The sequence below is a fragment of the Xanthomonas sp. LF02-5 genome, from assembly GCF_034105325.1.
In the GTDB taxonomy this organism is placed as follows: Bacteria; Pseudomonadota; Gammaproteobacteria; order Xanthomonadales; family Xanthomonadaceae; genus Xanthomonas_A; species Xanthomonas_A sontii.
On the sequence record NZ_JAXGGF010000001.1, the window covers coordinates 782,837 to 801,304 of the forward strand.

At 68.5% G+C, this 18,468-nt stretch carries 15 protein-coding genes and 1 tRNA gene; 12 read left to right on the plus strand and 4 right to left on the minus strand.

The window, feature by feature from the left end:
* Positions 1–4 precede the first annotated feature (4 nt).
* The 3 genes from ileS (at position 5) to ispH (ending at position 4,457) form a co-directional block, all read left to right on the plus strand.
* Positions 5–2,836 (plus strand): isoleucine--tRNA ligase, encoded by a 2,832-nt coding sequence (gene ileS / locus SLW52_RS03580; protein ID WP_295842926.1) that lies wholly within the window; start codon positions 5–7, stop codon positions 2,834–2,836.
* Between the two features lie 109 nt (positions 2,837–2,945).
* Positions 2,946–3,449, plus strand: a complete 504-nt coding sequence (gene lspA / locus SLW52_RS03585; RefSeq protein WP_017907394.1) for a signal peptidase II — start codon at positions 2,946–2,948, stop codon at positions 3,447–3,449.
* Positions 3,450–3,506: 57 nt separating this feature from the next.
* Positions 3,507–4,457 (plus strand): 4-hydroxy-3-methylbut-2-enyl diphosphate reductase, encoded by a 951-nt coding sequence (gene ispH / locus SLW52_RS03590; RefSeq protein WP_017907393.1) that lies wholly within the window; start codon positions 3,507–3,509, stop codon positions 4,455–4,457.
* 185 nt (positions 4,458–4,642) lie between these two features.
* Here the strand turns inward: ispH and SLW52_RS03595 are convergent, their stop codons facing one another.
* Complete coding sequence (locus tag SLW52_RS03595) at positions 4,643–5,350, minus strand: hypothetical protein (RefSeq protein WP_320739405.1); 708 nt, start codon at positions 5,348–5,350, stop codon at positions 4,643–4,645.
* Positions 5,347–6,303, minus strand: a complete 957-nt coding sequence (locus SLW52_RS03600; protein WP_295917895.1) for a hypothetical protein — start codon at positions 6,301–6,303, stop codon at positions 5,347–5,349. The genes SLW52_RS03595 and SLW52_RS03600 overlap by 4 nt, the downstream gene beginning before the upstream one ends.
* Positions 6,304–6,423: 120 nt before the next feature.
* Between SLW52_RS03600 and SLW52_RS03605 the strand changes: the two genes are divergently transcribed.
* The 5 genes from SLW52_RS03605 (at position 6,424) to cyoD (ending at position 10,726) form a co-directional block, all read left to right on the plus strand.
* A tRNA-Thr gene (locus SLW52_RS03605) sits at positions 6,424–6,499 on the plus strand.
* 317 nt (positions 6,500–6,816) lie between these two features.
* On the plus strand, positions 6,817–7,758 hold the full coding sequence (cyoA, locus tag SLW52_RS03610; protein ID WP_010341159.1) for a ubiquinol oxidase subunit II: 942 nt from the start codon (positions 6,817–6,819) through the stop codon (positions 7,756–7,758).
* Positions 7,758–9,758 (plus strand): cytochrome o ubiquinol oxidase subunit I, encoded by a 2,001-nt coding sequence (gene cyoB / locus SLW52_RS03615; protein WP_148829215.1) that lies wholly within the window; start codon positions 7,758–7,760, stop codon positions 9,756–9,758. Before cyoA ends, cyoB begins: the two co-directional genes overlap by 1 nt.
* 3 nt (positions 9,759–9,761) lie before the next feature.
* Positions 9,762–10,388, plus strand: a complete 627-nt coding sequence (gene cyoC / locus SLW52_RS03620; RefSeq protein ID WP_010341156.1) for a cytochrome o ubiquinol oxidase subunit III — start codon at positions 9,762–9,764, stop codon at positions 10,386–10,388.
* Entirely contained in the window at positions 10,388–10,726 is a 339-nt protein-coding gene (cyoD, locus tag SLW52_RS03625; protein ID WP_010341155.1) for a cytochrome o ubiquinol oxidase subunit IV, read from the plus strand. The genes cyoC and cyoD overlap by 1 nt, the downstream gene beginning before the upstream one ends.
* Before the next feature lie 105 nt (positions 10,727–10,831).
* Here cyoD and SLW52_RS03630 read toward each other — a convergent pair whose 3' ends face one another.
* Positions 10,832–11,638, minus strand: coding sequence for a sigma-70 family RNA polymerase sigma factor (locus tag SLW52_RS03630; protein ID WP_320739403.1), 807 nt, complete (start codon positions 11,636–11,638; stop codon positions 10,832–10,834).
* 55 nt (positions 11,639–11,693) lie between these two features.
* Here SLW52_RS03630 and SLW52_RS03635 point away from each other — a divergent pair, with 55 nt between their 5' ends.
* From SLW52_RS03635 to radA, 4 genes are all read left to right on the plus strand, one after another.
* Complete coding sequence (locus SLW52_RS03635; RefSeq protein ID WP_017912431.1) at positions 11,694–12,296, plus strand: ATP-dependent Clp protease proteolytic subunit; 603 nt, start codon at positions 11,694–11,696, stop codon at positions 12,294–12,296.
* A gap of 154 nt (positions 12,297–12,450) precedes the next feature.
* A complete protein-coding gene (locus SLW52_RS03640; protein WP_320739725.1) occupies positions 12,451–14,319 on the plus strand; it encodes a tetratricopeptide repeat protein in 1,869 nt (622 codons plus the stop codon).
* Positions 14,320–14,552: 233 nt separating this feature from the next.
* On the plus strand, positions 14,553–15,089 hold the full coding sequence (locus SLW52_RS03645) for an adenylate kinase (RefSeq protein WP_284467627.1): 537 nt from the start codon (positions 14,553–14,555) through the stop codon (positions 15,087–15,089).
* 306 nt (positions 15,090–15,395) lie between these two features.
* Positions 15,396–16,781, plus strand: coding sequence for a DNA repair protein RadA (gene radA, locus SLW52_RS03650; RefSeq protein WP_320739402.1), 1,386 nt, complete (start codon positions 15,396–15,398; stop codon positions 16,779–16,781).
* A gap of 297 nt (positions 16,782–17,078) precedes the next feature.
* Here the strand turns inward: radA and SLW52_RS03655 are convergent, their stop codons facing one another.
* Entirely contained in the window at positions 17,079–18,383 is a 1,305-nt protein-coding gene (locus SLW52_RS03655) for a jacalin-like lectin (protein ID WP_295927093.1), read from the minus strand.
* Positions 18,384–18,468 lie beyond the last annotated feature (85 nt).

The following is an 18,468-nucleotide window of genomic DNA, read 5'->3' on the forward strand; positions in this document are numbered from 1 at the left end:
GCCCGTGACCCAGGACTACAAAGCCACCCTCCATCTGCCGGCGACCGAGTTCCCGATGCGCGGCGACCTGCCCAAGCGCGAGCCGGACATCCTGGCGCGCTGGGAGAGCGAGGGCCTGTACACGCGGCTGCGCGACAACGCCCAGGGCCGGCCGCTGTTCGTGCTGCACGACGGCCCGCCGTACGCCAATGGCGCGATCCACCTCGGGCATGCGGTCAACAAGATCCTCAAGGACATCATCGTCAAGTCCAAGTACCTGTCCGGCTACGACGCGCCGTACATCCCGGGCTGGGACTGCCACGGCCTGCCGATCGAGATCGCGATCGAGAAGAAGTTCGGCAAGGTCGGAGTGAAGCTGGATGCGGTGGAGTTCCGGCAGAAGTGCCGCGAATACGCCAACGCGCAGATCGACATCCAGCGCCGCGACTTCAAGCGCCTGGGCGTGATCGGCGACTGGGACAACCCGTACCGCACGCTGGACTTCCATTTCGAGGCCAACGAGATCCGCGCGCTGGCGCGGATCGTCGAGAACGGCCACCTGACCCGCGGCGTGAAGCCGGTGCACTGGTGCTTCGACTGCGGCTCGGCGCTGGCCGAGGCGGAGATCGAGTACGCCGACAAGCAGTCGCCGACGGTGGACGTGGCCTACACGGCCCGCGACGGCGCGGCGCTGGCCGCCGCGTTCGGCGCGACCCTGCCGGACGGCGCCGAAGTGGCCGTGCCGATCTGGACCACCACGCCGTGGACGCTGCCGGCCTCGCTGGCGGTGTCGCTGGGGCCGGAGCTGGTCTATGCGCTGGTCGAAGGCCCGGCCCGCGACGGCCGCCGCCGCTGGCTGGTGCTGGCCGACGCGCTGGCCGAGCGCGCGCTGCAGCGCTACGGGGTGGATGAGGTGGTGGTGCACGGCCGCGTCGCCGGCGCGGCGCTGGAACACCAGGTGCTGGCGCACCCCTTCTACGACGAGCGCGACGTGCCGGTGATCCTCGGCACCCACGTGTCCGACACCGACGGTACCGGCGCGGTGCACACCGCCCCCGGCCACGGCCAGGAGGATTACGTGGCGGTCAAGCCGTACGGGCTGCTGGAGCGCTACGGCGCGGCGCAGATCAACCCGGTCGATGCGCGCGGCGTGTACCTGCCGTCGACCCCCGCGGTCGATGGCACGGAACTGGCCGGGCTGCACATCTGGAAGGCCAACGACGTCATCGCCGACCTGCTGGCCGCGCGTGGGCTGCTGCTGGCGCGTGCCAGCATGGTCCACAGCTATCCGCATTGCTGGCGCCACAAGACCCCGATCGCGTTCCGCGCCACGCCGCAGTGGTTCATCTCGATGGAGCAGGCCAACCTGCGCGCCGAGGCGCTGCAGGCCATCGAGGGCGTGCACTGGTACCCGGCCTGGGGCCAGGCGCGCATCGCCGGCATGGTCGCCGGGCGCCCGGACTGGACGATCTCGCGCCAGCGCACCTGGGGCGTGCCGATCGCGCTGTTCGTGCACCGCGAGACCGGCGAGCCGCACCCGCGCAGCACCGAACTGATGCGCCAGGTCGCCGACCGCGTCGAGGAGGGCGGGGTGGACGTGTGGTACGCGCTGGACGCCGCCGAGCTGCTCGGCGACGAGGCGGCCGACTACGAGAAGATCACCGACATCCTCGACGTCTGGTTCGATTCCGGCGTCACCCACGAGGCGGTGCTGACCGAGCGTGGCCTGCCCAAGCCGGCCGACCTGTACCTGGAAGGCTCCGACCAGCACCGCGGCTGGTTCCAGTCCTCGCTGCTGACCGGCGTGGCGCTGGACCACGCGGCGCCGTACCGGCAGTGCCTGACCCACGGCTTCACCGTGGACGAGCACGGCCGCAAGATGTCCAAGTCGCTGGGCAACGGCATCGAGCCGCAGGACATCATGAAGACGCTGGGCGCGGACATCCTGCGCCTGTGGATCGCCTCGGCCGACTACAGCAACGAGATGTCGCTGTCGCAGGAGATCCTCAAGCGCAACGCCGACGCCTACCGGCGCCTGCGCAACACCGCGCGCTTCCTGCTCGGCAACCTGCACGGCTTCAACCCGGCCGTGCACCTGCGGCCGCTGCCGGAGCTGGTGGCATTGGATCGCTGGATCGTGCACCGTGCCTACGAGGTGCAGGAGCAGATCAAGGCCGCCTACGCGCGCTACGACTTCGCCGCCATCGTGCAGGCGCTGCTGAACTTCTGCAGCGTGGACCTGGGTTCGCTGTACCTGGACGTGACCAAGGACCGGCTGTACACGATGGCCGAGGATTCGCTTGGCCGGCGCTCGGCGCAGACCGCGATGTTCCATGTGGCCGAGGCCTTCGTGCGCTGGATCGCGCCGATCCTGAGCTTCACCGCCGACGAACTGTGGGGCTACCTGCCGGGCGCGCACCTGGGCAACGTGCTGTTCGCGACCTGGTACGAAGGCCTGGCGCCGTTGCCGGACGACGCGGCGCTGAGCGCGGCCGACTTCGAGCAATTGCTGGCGCTGCGCGAGCAGGTGGCCAAGGTGCTGGAGCCGATGCGCGGCAACGGCGTGATCGGCGCGGCGCTGGAGGCGGAGATCACCGTCGCCGCCGACGCCGCCACCGCGGCGAAGTTGCAGCCGCTGCAGGAAGAGCTGCGCTTCCTGTTCATCAGCGGCGACGTGGTGGTGCGCGAGGCCAGCACCGACGAGATCTTCGTCAGCGCCCAGGCCACCGAGAAGCCCAAGTGCGTGCGCTGCTGGCACTACCGCGCCGACGTCGGCGCCGATCCGGCGCACCCGGAACTGTGCGGCCGCTGCGTCAGCAACATCGAAGGACCGGGCGAGGAGCGCCGCTGGTTCTGAGTGCCGGCCCCAGCCACGCGGCTTGCGCGTCGCCGGGGCCGACGGCGGCGCCGTGGCTGCGGCGCCGGCCATCCTTCCTTTCCTTCTTCGCCCAAGGCGGACTTCCCGCATGACCGCACGACCCAACCCCTCCGCCCTGATCTGGCTGCTGCTGTCGGCCGCGGTGATCGGCCTGGACCAGTGGAGCAAGGCCTGGGTGCTGTCCAGCCTGCCCGAGTTCACCGCGGTGCCGGTGATCCCCGGCTTCTGGAACTGGTACCGGACCTACAACACCGGCGCGGCATTCAGTTTCCTGAGCCAGGCCGGCGGCTGGCAGCTCTGGTTCTTCACCGCGCTGGCGGTGGGCATCAGCGCCCTGCTGGCCTGGTGGCTGGCGCGCACCCCGCGCGGCGAGTGGCGCAGCGCGCTGCCGTACGCGCTGGTGATCGGCGGGGCGATCGGCAACGTGATCGACCGGCTGATGCACGGCCACGTGGTCGATTTCATCCAGTGGTACGTGGGTGAGCACTACTGGCCCTCGTTCAACATCGCCGACTCGGCGATCGTCGCCGGCGCCATCGGCATCGCCCTGTTCGGCGTGTTCGACGGCAAGGCGAAGCGAAAAGCGGGATAATCGGTGCCACTCTCCCTGTCGAAGCGCCTGGCCCCCTGCGGCCGGCGGATCTAGCTAATGGATGTCCTGCTCGCCAACCCCCGCGGCTTCTGCGCCGGCGTCGATCGCGCCATCGAGATCGTCAAGCGCGCCATCGAAACCCTGGGCGCGCCGATCTACGTGCGCCACGAGGTGGTGCACAACCGCTTCGTGGTCGACGACCTCAAGCAGCGCGGCGCGATCTTCGTCGAGGAACTGGACGAGGTGCCCGACGGCAACACGGTGATCTTCAGCGCCCACGGCGTGGCCCAGGCGGTGCGCCAGGAGGCCGAGCGGCGCGGGCTGAAGGTGTTCGACGCGACCTGCCCGCTGGTGACCAAGGTGCATTTCGAGGTGGCCCGGCACTGCCGCGCCGGCCGCGACGTGGTGCTGATCGGCCACGCCGGCCACCCGGAGGTGGAAGGCACAATGGGGCAGTGGGACCGCGAGTGCGGCACCGGGCGCATCTACCTGGTCGAGGACATCGAGCAGGTCGCCACGCTGGACGTGCAGCAGCCGGAGAACCTGGCCTACACCACCCAGACCACGCTGTCGGTGGACGACACCCGCGGCATCATCGAGGCGTTGCGTGCGCGCTACCCGGCGATGCAGGGCCCGAAGAACGACGATATCTGCTACGCCACCCAGAACCGCCAGGACGCGGTGCGCGACCTGGCCAAGGAGTGCGACCTGGTGCTGGTGGTCGGTTCGCCGAACAGCTCCAATTCCAACCGGCTCAGCGAGCTGGCGCGGCGCGACGGGGTGGAGTCCTACCTGATCGACGGCGCCGACGAGATCGATCCCGCCTGGATCGCCGGCAAGCGCCGCATCGGTCTGACCGCCGGCGCCTCGGCGCCGCAGGTGCTGGTGGACGGCGTGATCGCGCGGCTGCGCGAACTCGGCGCCGATGGCGTGTCGGAACTGGCGGGCGAGCCGGAGTCGATGGTGTTCGCCCTGCCGAAGGAATTGCGGCTGCGTCTGGTCGACTGACGGTCGCGTTCGGTCGCGTGTTCGTACGCTGGATGGGCGTATCTGTCGCGGCGCGCGTAGGAGCGGCTGTCAGCTGCGACGGGCGATCCCGGTAAAGCCTGTCGCGGCTGATCCCCGAAAAGGGGGCAGGAACCGCTCCTGCGCGATGACGTGATGGGGTGCTGTCGCGTGGCAAGCGCCACGGCTTACTGGCGCTGCGTGCCGCGCGGCCGTCCCTGTGCATCGAACTCGATGTCCACGCTGACGCGATCGCCTTCCACGCCATCGGGCATCCAGCGCAGGCGGCCGCGCCGGCCCACCAGCACGTACACGTGATCCACCTTCTTCGGCTCGGCCTGTAGCGCCTGGCCCTGTTCCTGCAGGGCCGTGGCCACCCGGTAGGCGCCCTCGAAATCGATGTCCTGCAGCGCGGCGGTGTCGGTGGCTGGCTTGAGGAACGGCCCGAACATGCGCGGATTCACTGGCGCATCCTTGTGCCAGGCGTCGTCGTGGAAGCTGTATTCGTCCACGTGGTCCGGCTGTGCGGGGTCCAGCAGTTCGAGTCCGATCCGGTTGTCGTAGAAATGCACGGCATGGAACACGCGCAGGTCGTGGCCCTGCAGGTCGGGCAGGTCCGCCAGCGCCTGCCGGGCCGCGCGCAGCCGCTGCGGGTCGAACAGCAGGTTGCCGCGTGATGCCGGCGTCGGCGCCGGTTCGGTGTCGGCAGCATGGGCAGTCGGGGTCGGCGCCGCCAGCGATTGCGGCTTGGAGGGGGACTGCAGGTCGGCCGCCGAGAGACGTGGTCCCGCCTGCAGGGTGGCGCGGATGGTGTCCCAGGCGCCGCCGGCGAAGGCGAGGCCGCCGAGCAGCAGCACCACGCCGGCGAAGACCACGGGGGTGGGTGGCGTCTTCATGGCAGCTCCAGGTCGGCGCGGGTGGGGTGTTGCGGGTCGTACAGCACCGACACGGTGTCGCGCGGCAACTGCCCGACGTCGAGCAGCGACACGAACCGCCGCATCGTCGCCTCGTGCGGGTTGCCCGACGCGTCCGCGAACGCCACGCGGAACTCCACCTGCGGCTGCTCGTTGAGGGTGGTGCCGGTTTGGCGCACGTCCAGCACCCGCGCACGCGCGCGCAGGCCGCGGTACTTCAGGGTCTCGTCGGTGGCATTGTGGCGGATCACGCGCAGGATCACGCGCAGCGCCAGTACATAGCCGTTGAGCACCAGCGCACTCATCAGCAACGGGTGGTTGAAGGACAGGAAGGTCCAGCCCAGCCCGCGGTTCTGCAGGCGCCAGGCCAGCACGTAGGCCGCGCCGACCAGGACCACCAGCAGCACGGCGCCGGCCGCGCGTCGCCACAGGCTGGCGCGGTCCAGCGCCGGCTCGGCGTCCTCCAGCACCAGGTTCGGCGCGGCGCCCGGGGTGGTGCTCAGCCGCAGCGGCACGGTGCGCCCGCTCTCGAAGCGGCGTTGCGCCGGCTTGCGGTCCACGATCAGCAGGGTGTCGCGGATGGGCGTGCCGGACAGGTTGTCGAAGGCCAGGGTCAGCGACAGCTGCGGCCAGCCCTTGACCTCGACGCCGGTGGGGGCGATGCGTTCGATCAGCGCCTCGCGGCGCACGCCGTGGGCGAGCAGCTGGCGCACGCGGTGCAGGGCGCGCCCGGGCATGAGCAGCAGCGTGTCCATGTAGGCGTAGAGCAGGTGCAGCCACAGGCCCAGCGACAGCGCCAGCAGGGTCAGCGCCCATGCGGGCGTGCTGGGCTGGGCCAGCACGCGTGGCCAGTCGCTGGCGAAGTAGAGGATGCAGGGGAAGGGGATGGCGAAAAACAGCAGGAACGCGAGCCAGAACCAGGCGAACAACTTCACGATGAGCAGGGGGATGGGTACGACGGGGGCGGCAGGGTAACCCATCGATTGCGGCGCGCGCGCGAAGGCCCGGGCAGCGATTGACCCCGGCCCGGGCCGACGCCTAGAATTGCCAGTTCCGCCGGAATAGCTCAGTCGGTAGAGCGGCGCATTCGTAATGCGTAGGTCGCAGGTTCGACTCCTGTTTCCGGCACCAGACGTACCCAGAAGGCAGCCGCGAGGCTGCCTTCCTGGTGTCTGCGCTCCCGTTTTTCTGCGACGCAGGTCCGTGCGCGCAGCGGCCTGCGACGCCGTGTCGCAGGCGGGTGCGGCAATGTGTCGCACATAAAAACGCGGCCTGGCGCCCGCCCGGGCTTGTCAATGACTTCCGGAGTTGCCGCACGGCAGCATAAAATGCGTCGTTGATCGCGCATGCCGGCCCGGATGCCGCGGCGGACGCGGGACAGCCCTCTCTACGGCGCTCCGCCTCCCGCTCCCGCGCGGTTCGCATCCCCTACGCAATTGGATCGTTCGATGATTCCGTTGAAACAACTCCGGCGCTCGCTGCGCTCCGGTCTGTTGCTGCTGGCCGCACTGCTGTTGGCCGGCTGCAACTCGGCCATCCTCAACCCCAAGGGTCAGATCGGCCACGACGAGAAGACGCTGCTGATCACCTCGGTGGTGCTGATGCTGCTGGTGGTGATCCCGGTCATCGTGATGACCCTGGCCTTCGCCTGGCGCTACCGCGCGTCCAACACCAAGGCCCGCTACGAGCCGAACTGGTCGCACTCCACTGCGATCGAGGTGGTGGTGTGGTCGATCCCGTGCATGATCATCCTGGTCCTGGCGGTGCTGACCTGGCGCTCCTCGCATGCGCTGGATCCGTACAAGCCGCTGGACTCCAAGGTCAAGCCGATCACCATCGAGGCGGTGGCGCTGGACTGGAAGTGGATGTTCATCTACCCGGAGCAGGGCATCGCCACGGTCAACGAGATCGCGTTCCCGGTCGACACGCCGCTGAACTTCAAGATCACCTCCGACACGGTGATGAACTCGTTCTTCATCCCGCACCTGGGCACGCAGATCTACGCGATGGCCGGCATGGAGACCAAGCTGCACCTGATCGCCAACGAGCCGGGCGAGATGTTCGGCCTGTCGGCCAACTACAGCGGCCACGGCTTCTCGAAGATGGGCTTCGCCGCGCATGCCACCGACCGCGCCGGTTTCGACGCATGGGTGGCCAAGGTCAAGGCCTCGCAGAAGACCCTGGACCAGGCCGAGTTCCAGGTGCTGGCGGCCAACCGCAACGACAAGGCCGCCTACCCGGTGACGTACTACGCCTCGGTGCAGGACGGCCTGTTCAAGTCGTTGATCGACAAATACATGATGGGCAAGGGCCACAAGATGGAAGGCCACGACGCTCATCCGGCATCGGCTGCTGAGCCGGTCGCCATGTGCACTTCTGGAGACAAGTGATGCTAGGCAAACTCACGCTCGAGGCGGTTCCGTACCACGAGCCGATCATCATGGCGGCCCTCGGCGGCGCCGGCCTGCTCGGCCTGCTGGTGGTGGCCGCGGTCACCAAGTACAAGCTGTGGGGCTACCTCTGGAAGGAGTGGTTCACCTCGGTCGACCACAAGCGCATCGGCGTCATGTACATCGTGGTGGCGCTGATCATGCTGCTGCGCGGCTTCGCCGACGCGGCGATGATGCGCACCCAGCAGGCGATCGCGCACGGCGGCAACGAAGGCATCTTCCCGCCGCACCACTACGATCAGATCTTCACCGCGCACGGCGTGATCATGATCTTCTTCATGGCCATGCCGTTCATGACCGGCCTGCTGAACCTGATCGTGCCGCTGCAGATCGGCGCGCGCGACGTGGCGTTCCCGTTCCTGAACTCGCTGAGCTTCTGGCTGTTCGTGGCCGGCGCGGCGCTGGTCAACATCTCCCTGGGCGTGGGCGAGTTCGCGCAGACCGGCTGGCTGGCCTACCCGCCGCTGTCCGGGCTGGAATACAGTCCAGGCGTCGGTGTTGACTACTACATCTGGGCGTTGCAGATCTCGGGCCTGGGCACATTGCTCACCGGCATCAACTTCTTCGTGACGATCATGCGCATGCGCGCGCCGGGCATGACCCTGATGCGCATGCCGATCTTCACCTGGACCGCGCTGATCACCAACATCCTGATCATCGCCGCGTTCCCGATCCTGACCGTGGCGCTGGCGCTGCTGGGTGCGGACCGCTACCTGGGCACGCACTTCTTCACCAACGACGGTGGCGGCAACGCCATGATGTACGTCAACCTGATCTGGATCTGGGGCCACCCGGAGGTCTACATCCTGATCCTGCCGGCGTTCGGCATCTTCTCCGAGCTGATCGCCACCTTCAGCCGCAAGCGCCTGTTCGGCTACACCTCGATGGTGTACGCGACCTCGTGCATCGGCGTGCTGTCGTTCATCGTGTGGCTGCACCACTTCTTCACCATGGGCTCGGGCGCCAACGTCAATGCCTTCTTCGGCATCACGACGATGATCATCTCGATCCCCACCGGCGTGAAGATCTTCAACTGGCTGTTCACCATGTTCCGCGGCCGCGTGCACATGACCGCACCGGTGCTGTGGACCATCGGCTTCATCATCACCTTCGTCATCGGCGGCATGACCGGCGTGATGCTGGCGATCCCGGCGGTGGACTTCGTACTGCACAACAGCCTGTTCCTGATCGCGCACTTCCATAACGTGATCATCGGCGGCGTGGTGTTCGGCTACCTGGCGGGCCTGACCTACTGGTTCCCGAAGGCGTTCGGCTTCAAGCTCAACGAGAAGCTGGGCAAGGCCTCGTTCTGGTGCTGGATCATCGGCTTCTTCATCGCCTTCATGCCGCTGTACGTGCTCGGCTTCATGGGCATGACCCGGCGCATGAACAGCTACAACCACCCCGAGTGGGCGCCGTGGCTGATGGTGGCCGCGGTGGGTGCGGCGATCATCGGCACCGGCATCTTCCTGAACCTGGTGCAGATCGGCTACAGCATCTGGAAGCGCAAGGAGAACATGGACCTGACCGGCGACCCATGGGATGGCCGCACCCTGGAGTGGGCGACCTCCTCGCCGCCGCCGTTCTACAACTTCGCGGTGCTGCCGCACATCGACGACCGCGACCAGTTCTGGGAAGACAAGCTCAAGGGCAAGGGCTGGCCGCGTCCGGCCAAGTACGAACCGATCCACATGCCGCGCAACACGGCGGCGGGCTTCTGGATCGGCGCCTTCAGCATCGTCATGGGCTTCGGTCTGACCTGGCACATCTGGTGGATGGCGGTGATCGGCCTGGTCGGCATGATCGGCAGCTTCATCGCGCGCACCTTCGATGACGACATCGATTACTGGGTCCCGGCGGAGGAAGTGGAGCGCATCGAGAACGCGCGCTTCGCCCTGCTGGAACAGCAACACGCGGCCAACGCCGCAAAGGCGGTCTGAACCATGGCTTCCACGACGCTCGATCCCCACGCCGCCCACGCGGGCGGCCACGACCACGACCACGAACACCACGACGCGGGCGGCAACACCGTCTTCGGGTTCTGGGTCTACCTGATGAGCGACTGCCTCATCTTCGCCGGCCTGTTCGCCACCTACGCGGTGCTGGCCGGCGCGACGGTGGACGGCCCGACCGCCAAGGAACTGTTCGATCTGAAGTTCGTGCTGGTGGAAACCTTCCTGCTGCTGTTCAGCAGCCTGGGCTTCGGCCTGGCGATGATCTCGGCGAACAAGCGCAGCATGGGCGGCCTGTACGGCTGGCTGGCAGTCACCGCGGCGCTGGGCCTGGGCTTCCTGGGCATGGAGCTCTACGAGTTCCACCACCTGATCGAAGAAGGCGCCGGCCCCGGCCGCAGCGCGTTCCTGTCGGCCTTCTTCACCCTGGTCGGCACCCATGGTCTGCACGTGGCCTCGGGCCTGCTGTGGATGACCGTGCTGGTGATCCAGATCGCGAAGAACGGCCTGACCCCGCGCAACATGACCCGCCTGGCGTGCCTGAGCCTGTTCTGGCACTTCCTGGACGTGATCTGGATCGGCGTGTTCACCATCGTCTACCTGCTGGGAGCGCTGTAATGGCCAACCATCATTCCTCCGACACGCACGCCGAGCACGGCCATGGCGGCGGCCTGAAGTCCTACCTGGTCGGCTTCGTGCTGGCGGTGATCCTGACCGTGATCCCGTTCGGCATGGTGATGAGCGGGGCGTTCCCGCGCGGCGTCACCGTCATCGTCATCGCGGTGCTGGCCGCGGTGCAGATGCTGGTGCACCTGATCTACTTCCTGCACATGGACCGGTCGGCCGAACAGCGCTCCAACGTGCACGTGGGCCTGTTCTCGCTGCTGATCATCGGCATCGTGGTGGTCGGTTCGCTGTGGGTCATGCACAACCTCAACGTCAACATGATGCACTGAGCGGGCACTCCTGCCGCGCAACGCAACGGGCCGCCAGGCGACTGGCGGCCCGTTGCGTTTGGGGCGTGCAATCGCGCTGGCGATGTCCGCAGGAATGCGCCGGGATCACGCCAGGCAGGGCGGCTCGGCGAGTTCGCACAACGGTAGCCAGGTCAATACGCCGTCGCCGTTGCGGATCAGCAGCCCCAGCTGCCCGTGTTGCTGCAGCGGCTGGGCATAGACCGGCGCGGCGCTGGGCGCGGCGTGCGCGGAGGCCGACCAGGCGCTGGCCAGCAGGGTCTGCGGCCGCGCCGCACGCAACGTGGCGACCAGTCCGGCCGGATCGCCGTGCCGCAGGGCGTGGCGGCACAGCGCCAGCAGGCAGGCGTCGTCGTCGTGCGGGTGCGCGCGCGTCGGTGCAGTGGCGTCCTCGATCGCTGTACGCGCGCGCTGCAGCAGGCGCCGCAGGTACTGGCGCGAGGCGCTTTCGCTGCGCGCTGACAATGCCGCCAGGTCGGCATGGCTGAAGTCGAAGGCCTCGGCGAGCAGCAGCATCGCCACGTCGCCGGCCGGCAGCGTGCGCACCAGCGCCGCCAGCGCGTGCGCCACTGCCGCGCTGTGGAGGGCGTGGCGTTCCGGCCCGTCCGGATCGTCGGTGACGGACAGTGCGTGTTCCTGTGCGATGCGCTCCAGCAGGACCCGGTAGCGGCTGCGGCGGCGCAGGCGGTCGATGCACAGATGGCGCAGCACGGTGGTCAGCCAGGCGTCGCGGCCGCTGGCCGGCAGCGGTCCCTGTGCGGCGCGCAGATAGGCTTCCTGCACCAGGTCCTCGGCGTCCTGGCCCTGGCCAAGCCAGCGATGCGCCAGGGCCAGCAACTGGCGGCGCAGCGCCTCGCCGTCGGCCGGCGTGGGCGTGTCGGTCGGAGATGTCACGTCGTGGCCCCGTCGTTCGTTGGGAGTGACACCCACCATACATGGAGATAGGCCGATGCTGCGTTCCGACGAAACGTCCCCCGCCGCGCCCTCCGCGCAGTCGCCGTCCGCCGCCTTCCTCGAGGAAAAGGCGTTCCGCGCGCGGACCCTGCTGCTGTTTGGCACCATCACCGACGCCAGCGCCTACCAGACGGTACGCCATCTGCTGGCGCTGGATGCCGAGTCCGATGCGCCGATCGCGATGATCGTGTCCTCGCCGGGCGGGCATCTGGAATCCGGCGACGCCATCCACGATGCGCTGCGCTTCATTTCTGCACCGGTCGACATGATCGGCTCGGGTTGGGTCGGCAGCGCGGCCACGCACGTGTTCCTGGGCGTGCCGCGCGAGCGCCGGGTGTGCCTGCCGCAGACCCGGTTCCTGATCCATCAGCCCAGCGGCGGCGCCGGCGGCCCGGCCAGCGACATCGCCATCCAGGCCAGCGAGATCCTCAAGGCGCGCGCCCGCATCGCCAAGGTCATTGCCCGCGAGACCGGCCAGCCGCTGGAGCGCGTGGAGGCCGACATCGAGCGCGACTGCTGGATGTCGGCGCAGGAGGCGATGGACTACGGCCTGGTGTCGCGCATCGTCGAGCGGCGCAGCCAACTGGCCGGGCGCTGAGGGCTCCGGCCAATGCGGCAGGCGCCGTGCGCGGCGATCGCCGCGGGCATGACCTATGGCATGGCACGCGGCGGCGGCGCAGGCATAGCATGGGAGTTTGCCTGTCCGCTGTCGTTCGCCCTCTGGAGACCCCATGAACAAGTCCACCGCCTGGATGGCGCCGTTGCTGCTGGCCGCCACTGTCGCGTTCCAGGCCACGGCGCAGACCGCACCGCCGCGCGACGTGCCCTTCGCCGGTACGTTGAAGATCGATGTCGATGCCACCGATCTGGCGCACCGTATCTTCCGCGTGCGCAGCACCATCCCGGCCACGCCGGGGCCGATGACCCTGCTGTATCCGCAGTGGATCCCCGGCAACCATTCGCCGACCGGTCCGATCGACAAGCTCGCCGGGCTGGTGATCAAGGCCAACGGCAAGGTGTTGCCGTGGACGCGCGACCAGTTCGACGTCTATGCGTTCAAGATCGACGTGCCCGCCGGCGTCAGCGAGATCGTCGCCGAGTACCAGTTCCTGTCCTCGCAGGGCGACGGCCAGGGCCGGGTGATGATGACCCCGGAGATGCTCAACCTGCAGTGGAACACCACCGCGCTGTATCCGGCCGGGGTGTACGCGCGCAACATCCAGGCGCAGGCCAGCGTGACCCTGCCGGCCGGCTGGAGCTACGCCACCGCGCTGGAGACCGCCACGCGCAGCGGCGATACGGTGACGTTCAAGCCGATCGATTTCGACGACCTGGTCGATTCGCCGATGTTCGCCGGCAAGTACTACAAGCGCATCGTGCTGGACGACAAGGGCAAGGCGCCGGTGGCGCTGAACGTGTTCGCCGACAAGCCCAAGTCGCTGGAGGCCAAGCCCGACCAGATCAAGGCGCACGTGGCCCTGGTGCAGCAGATGGACAAGCTGTACGGCGCGCGTCACTTCGACCACTACGAGTTCCTGCTGGCGCTGACCGACAAGCTCGGCGGCATCGGCCTGGAGCATCATCGCTCCAGCGAGAACAGCGGCCCGCTCGACTACTTCACCGAGTGGGACAAGAGCTGGGAGATGCGCGACCTGCTCGCGCACGAGTTCAACCACTCCTGGAACGGCAAGTACCGGCGCGGCGCCGACCTGGCCACGCCCAACTTCAACGTGCCGATGGGCGACAGCCTGCTGTGGCTGTACGAGGGCCAGACCCAGTTCTGGGGCGAGGTGATCGCCGCGCGCGCAGGGCTGTGGACCCAGGACCAGGCCCGCGACATGCTGGCCAACGTCGCCGCGGTCTACCAGCGCGGCCGTCCCGGCCTGGCCTGGCGCGCGCTGCAGGACACCACCAACGACCCGACCATGTCGATGCGCCGGCCGCGCGCCTACCGCAGCTACCAGTTGAGCGAGGACTACTATTCCGGCGGGCAGATGGTCTGGCTGGAGGTCAACGCCAAGCTGCGCGAGCTCAGCGGCGGCAAGCGCTCGCTGGACGATTTCGCCAAGGCGTTCTTCGGCATGCACGACGGCGCCTGGGACGTGAACACCTACACCTTTGACGACATCGTCGCCACGCTCGATGGGATCGCCAAGTACGACTGGGCGAGCCTGCTGCGCAGCCGTCTCGATGCGCACGGGTCGCTGGTCGGCGGGATCGAGGCCAGCGGCTGGAAGCTGGTCTATACCGATCAGCCGAACGCGGCCAGCAAGACCTCCGAGGCGCGCAACAAGAACCTGGACCTGAGCTACTCGCTGGGCCTGAGCCTGGACGAGCAGGGCCGGGTGCAATCCGTGCTGTGGGACAGCCCGACGTTCAATGCCGGCATCATCGCCGGCAACCGCGTGGTCGCAGTCGGCGGCCGCGAGTACAGCGCCGAGGCGCTCAAGGATGCGGTCACCGCGGCCAAGGGCGGCAGCACGCCGATCGAACTGCTGGTCAAGCGCGGCGACCGCTACGACACCGTGCGCATCGCCTACTACGGTGGCCTGCAGTATCCGCACCTGGAGCGCATCGCCGGCACGCCGGATCGCCTGAGCGAGTTGTACAAGGCGCGTTGAGGGCGGCGAGCGCGATCGCCGCCCGGCGCTTCGTTGTGCCGGCGCCTCGGTGCGCGGTGCGGCGACGGCGTCGTCGTGCTGGCGCGTGTCGCTTGCGGCGGTTGCGCGCGCGATGCTCACTGTTTGGTCGCCACCGATGGCGCAGTCCATGTGAAGCCGTTCCTGCAGCGAGCGCAGCACCGTGCGGGAGCGGTCGAGGTGGCCGATCTTCTTTGCGAGGACGAGGTCAGGCGGTGAAAATCAATGTCGTCGGCACCAGCGCAAGCGGGAAAAGCACGCTCGCCAGGCTGATCGCCAAGGAACTTGCGATTCCCTATGTCGAAATGGACAGACTCTACTGGCGTGCGGACTGGCAGGGGACCCCGGACGACGTGTTCCTGAAAGAACTGGAGCGTGCGTTAGCCGCCTCTGCGGACTGGGTGCTGGATGGCAACTACAACCGGACGCGCCCCGTGAAATGGCGCGACGTGGACCTGGTGGTGTGGGTGGACTATGGGTTTTGGCGCACGCTGTTCCAGGCTGTCGCCAGAGCGTTCAAACGGGCCTGGCACAAACATGAGCTGTGGCCCGGTACGGGAAATCGCGAGAGTTTTCGCCGCGCCTTCTTTAGCCGGGAGTCCATCATCATCTGGATGCTCAAGACCTGGCGCAGCAACCGCGCGCGCTACCAGGCCGATCTGCACAACCCGCAGTACGCGCATATTCGCTTCGTGCGCATTAGGCGACGGGAGCAGGCGGAACACCTGCTTGCTGCCTTGAGGGCGCGCTGACGGCCTCCCTGCCGCGATAAGCGAAGAGGACACCGCCCCGGTCAGAATCGGTCTGACCCGACGTCGGCGCCACAGGCTGCCTCCTGCTGCCGCCTGGCGGCCGTGCGCGGGCGACTTGGGTCATCAGTCGCGGGGAAACGCAGCAGCGCCCGCCGTACATCGTCGTCGCTGCCGAGTGCGCGACGTCTTCCCGGCGCCGCGTTACCAGCTGGGGAAGCGAATGCGATGCGGCGCCTGGCGCCGCGTCGCGGACCTTGAGACCGCCAGCCACTATGCTGATGCATTGTCTGAGCGGACCAGAAGCAGATGGCGAAAGCGAAAACGGCCTATGTCTGCGGCGAGTGCGGCGCCGAGTACAACAAGTGGCAGGGCCAGTGCACCGAATGCGGTGCCTGGAACTCGCTGAGCGAGATCGTGCTGGAGAGCGCGGCCACGGCCAAGGCGCCGGCCGCGGCGCGGCGCAGCGGCTGGGCCGGCAAGGCCGAGACGCCGAAGATCACCGCGCTCAAGGACGTGGAGCATCGCGACCAGGCGCGCGTGTCCACCGGCATCGGCGAGTTCGACCGGGTGCTCGGCGGCGGCCTGGTCGAGGGCGCGGTGGTGCTGATCGGCGGCGACCCCGGCATCGGCAAGTCGACCCTGCTGCTGCAGGCGCTGGCGAAGATGGCCGGCACGCTGCCGGTGCTGTACGTGACCGGCGAGGAATCGCTGGGCCAGGTCGCCGGGCGCGCGGTGCGCCTGGACCTGCCGCTGGACGGCCTCAATGCGCTGGCCGAGACCGGCATCGAGCACATCCTGCAGCACGCCAGCGCGGCGCGGCCCAAGCTGATCGTCGCCGACTCGGTGCAGACCCTGTGGACCGAGGCGCTGACCGCCGCGCCGGGTTCGGTGAGCCAGGTGCGCGAGAGCGCGGCGCGCCTGGTGCGCTACGCCAAGGAGACCGGCACGGCGGTGTTCCTGGTCGGCCACGTCACCAAGGAGGGCGGCATCGCCGGCCCGCGCGTGCTTGAGCACATGGTCGATGCGGTGCTGTACTTCGAGGGCGAGAGCGGCAGCCGCTTCCGCCTGCTGCGCGCGTTCAAGAACCGCTTCGGCGCGGTCAACGAACTGGGCGTGTTCGCGATGGGCGAGAAGGGGCTGAAGGAAGTCTCCAATCCGTCGGCGATCTTCCTGTCCGGCGGCAGTGCGCACCAGCCCGGCAGTTGCGTGATGGTCACCCGCGAGGGCACTCGGCCGCTGATGTTGGAAGTGCAGGCCCTGGTCGATGCCTCGCCGCTGTCCAATCCGCGGCGCGTGGCGGTGGGCCTGGAACAGAACCGGCTGGCGATGCTGCTGGCGGTGCTGCACCGCCATGGCGGCATCGTGGTCGGCGACCAGGACGTGTTCGTCAACGTGGTCGGCGGCATCCGCGTGCAGGAGACCGCGGCCGACCTGCCGGTGCTGCTGGCGGTGCTGTCGTCGCTGCGCGATCGGCCGTTGGCGGAAAAGACCATCGCCTTCGGCGAGGTCGGCCTGTCCGGCGAGATCCGCCCGGTGCCCAATGGCGAGGACCGGCTGCGCGAGGCCGCCACGCACGGCTTCAAGCGCGCCATCGTGCCCAAGGCCAATGCGCCCAAGACCGGTACGGTCAAGGGCATGGAGGTGATCGCGGTGGAGCGCCTGGCGCAGGCGCTGGAAGCGGCGAGCGAATAGGCTGCGGCGTCGGCGGGCAGCGGCGCGTCGTCCCCGTGTACTGCGTCGCTTCGAATCGCGATGCGGTGGTGCGCGCGCGAGTGCGGCCCACATAGACGCGTGGCCGCATCGCGCGGCCTGGTGTGGAGATTTCCGATCCGCACCGTCAGCCACGTGCATCCGCTCGCTGCATGTCGATGCGCGCGACCGGCCGCAGGTCGCAGCCGGCGCCTCTTCTTCGGTAAGGCGAACGGCGCGCGTCGCCACGCGCGCCGTTGCCGTTGCGGTGCCGCAGGCGCGATGGCGCCCGCGGGTCCGTCAATCCTTGCGGTAGACCACGCCGAGCTTGTCGATCTCGTCGCCGTCGCGGCCGGTGAAGCCGGCGATGTGCCAGCCGCTGGGCGCGGTGAGCGTGTAGGTCTCGGCGGTCGGCGTGCCGGCGCTGAGGCTGCGGCCCTGGTTGGTGCGCAGGCTCAGCGAGAACAGCCGGGTGTGGCCGTTGTACTGGCCCACGCTCAGCGTGGCCGAGGTCAGTCGCTCGTTGCTGCCCAGGCGCAGCGTGACCGCGTCGCCGCCGCTGCCGCCGTGGGCCAGGGTGCTGCCGTTGTCCAGGCCCAGCGCGATGCCGTCCAGGCGCGAGGCGCCGCGCAGGGTCACGCTGGCGATGGTGCGCTGCTCGGCGCCCTTGGCGATGTCGTTGAACGGGGTGCCGTGCGGGCCGCCGAACTGGTCGCTGGTGCGCACGGTGGTCCCGACTGCCCAGCCGAACTGCGCGGCCAGCGGGTAGTGGTCGGACAGCGGCTTGCCGTCGCTGTCGTAGAAGTTGCCGTCGTCGAGCTTGTAGCGGTTGGCGACCAGGGTCAGCTGCGGCGCGTCGCGGTACAGGATCTTGTCCACCACTTCGCAGTCGTTGGTCGGCGGGGTGCCGCACAGCAGCGGCGCGGCGCCGGCGGCCGGGGCGCTGCCCTTGACCAGTTCCACCCAGGCATCGGTCAGGCCGTTGCCGGCGATCAGCGTGCGGATGTTGTCGTCGGCGCGGGTGTAGCGGGTGTTGGAGTCCATCATCACCAACACCGCGTTGCCGGCCGACCAGGTCTGGATGAACTGCGAGAGCTGGCTGATGTTGGCGCGCCGCGCGGCCAGGTCGGCGCTTTCGGTGCCGGCGTTGGGGTGCGCGTTGTACACGTCCAGCAGCACGCCGTCGTCCAGGCGCACGCGCATGTAGCTGAAGCCCTTGGGGGTGAGGCAGTCGGTGCCGTTGCACTTGTCCCACTTGATGCGGGTGAAGTCGTCGAAACGGTAGTTGCTCAGCGTGTTGAGGCCGTCGCCGATCGCCGCGCCGCCGCTGGTGGGCGTGCGGTAGGGGTGCTGGTCGCCCGCGTACAAGGTGGCGTGATAGTTGAAGTCTTCCTGCACGTTGATCAGGCCGTAGGGCGCCAGCTTCGGTGCGATCTGGGCGGTGTTGGCGGCCGGGTTGCTGCTGGAAATGCCCTGCGGCAGGCCGGCGACGTTGTAGGTGAGCACGTCGAGCACGCCGACGTCCGATTGCGCGTGGACCACGCCGGCGCAGGCCAGGCTCAATCCGATGCCGTAGCTCACGAGGGTGCGTAGATGCTGGATCATGAATCGCCTCTTGCGGGTTGGGAGGAACAGCGGGTGGCGCGAGCGCCAGGGGCGGTGCCGGAAGGCACCGATGCCGCCGCGCGAC

Excerpts from the sequence above, each read along its gene's own strand:
- lspA (WP_017907394.1), top strand. The coding sequence starts at position 2,946 with ATGACCGCACGACCCAACCCCTCCGCCCTGATCTGGCTGCTGCTGTCG.
- ispH (WP_017907393.1), top strand. The coding sequence starts at position 3,507 with ATGGATGTCCTGCTCGCCAACCCCCGCGGCTTCTGCGCCGGCGTCGAT.
- SLW52_RS03595 (WP_320739405.1), bottom strand. The coding sequence starts at position 5,350 with ATGAAGACGCCACCCACCCCCGTGGTCTTCGCCGGCGTGGTGCTGCTG.
- cyoA (WP_010341159.1), top strand. The coding sequence starts at position 6,817 with ATGATTCCGTTGAAACAACTCCGGCGCTCGCTGCGCTCCGGTCTGTTG.
- cyoB (WP_148829215.1), top strand. The coding sequence starts at position 7,758 with ATGCTAGGCAAACTCACGCTCGAGGCGGTTCCGTACCACGAGCCGATC.
- cyoC (WP_010341156.1), top strand. The coding sequence starts at position 9,762 with ATGGCTTCCACGACGCTCGATCCCCACGCCGCCCACGCGGGCGGCCAC.
- cyoD (WP_010341155.1), top strand. The coding sequence starts at position 10,388 with ATGGCCAACCATCATTCCTCCGACACGCACGCCGAGCACGGCCATGGC.
- SLW52_RS03635 (WP_017912431.1), top strand. The coding sequence starts at position 11,694 with ATGCTGCGTTCCGACGAAACGTCCCCCGCCGCGCCCTCCGCGCAGTCG.
- SLW52_RS03640 (WP_320739725.1), top strand. The coding sequence starts at position 12,451 with ATGGCGCCGTTGCTGCTGGCCGCCACTGTCGCGTTCCAGGCCACGGCG.
- radA (WP_320739402.1), top strand. The coding sequence starts at position 15,396 with ATGGCGAAAGCGAAAACGGCCTATGTCTGCGGCGAGTGCGGCGCCGAG.
- SLW52_RS03655 (WP_295927093.1), bottom strand. The coding sequence starts at position 18,383 with ATGATCCAGCATCTACGCACCCTCGTGAGCTACGGCATCGGATTGAGC.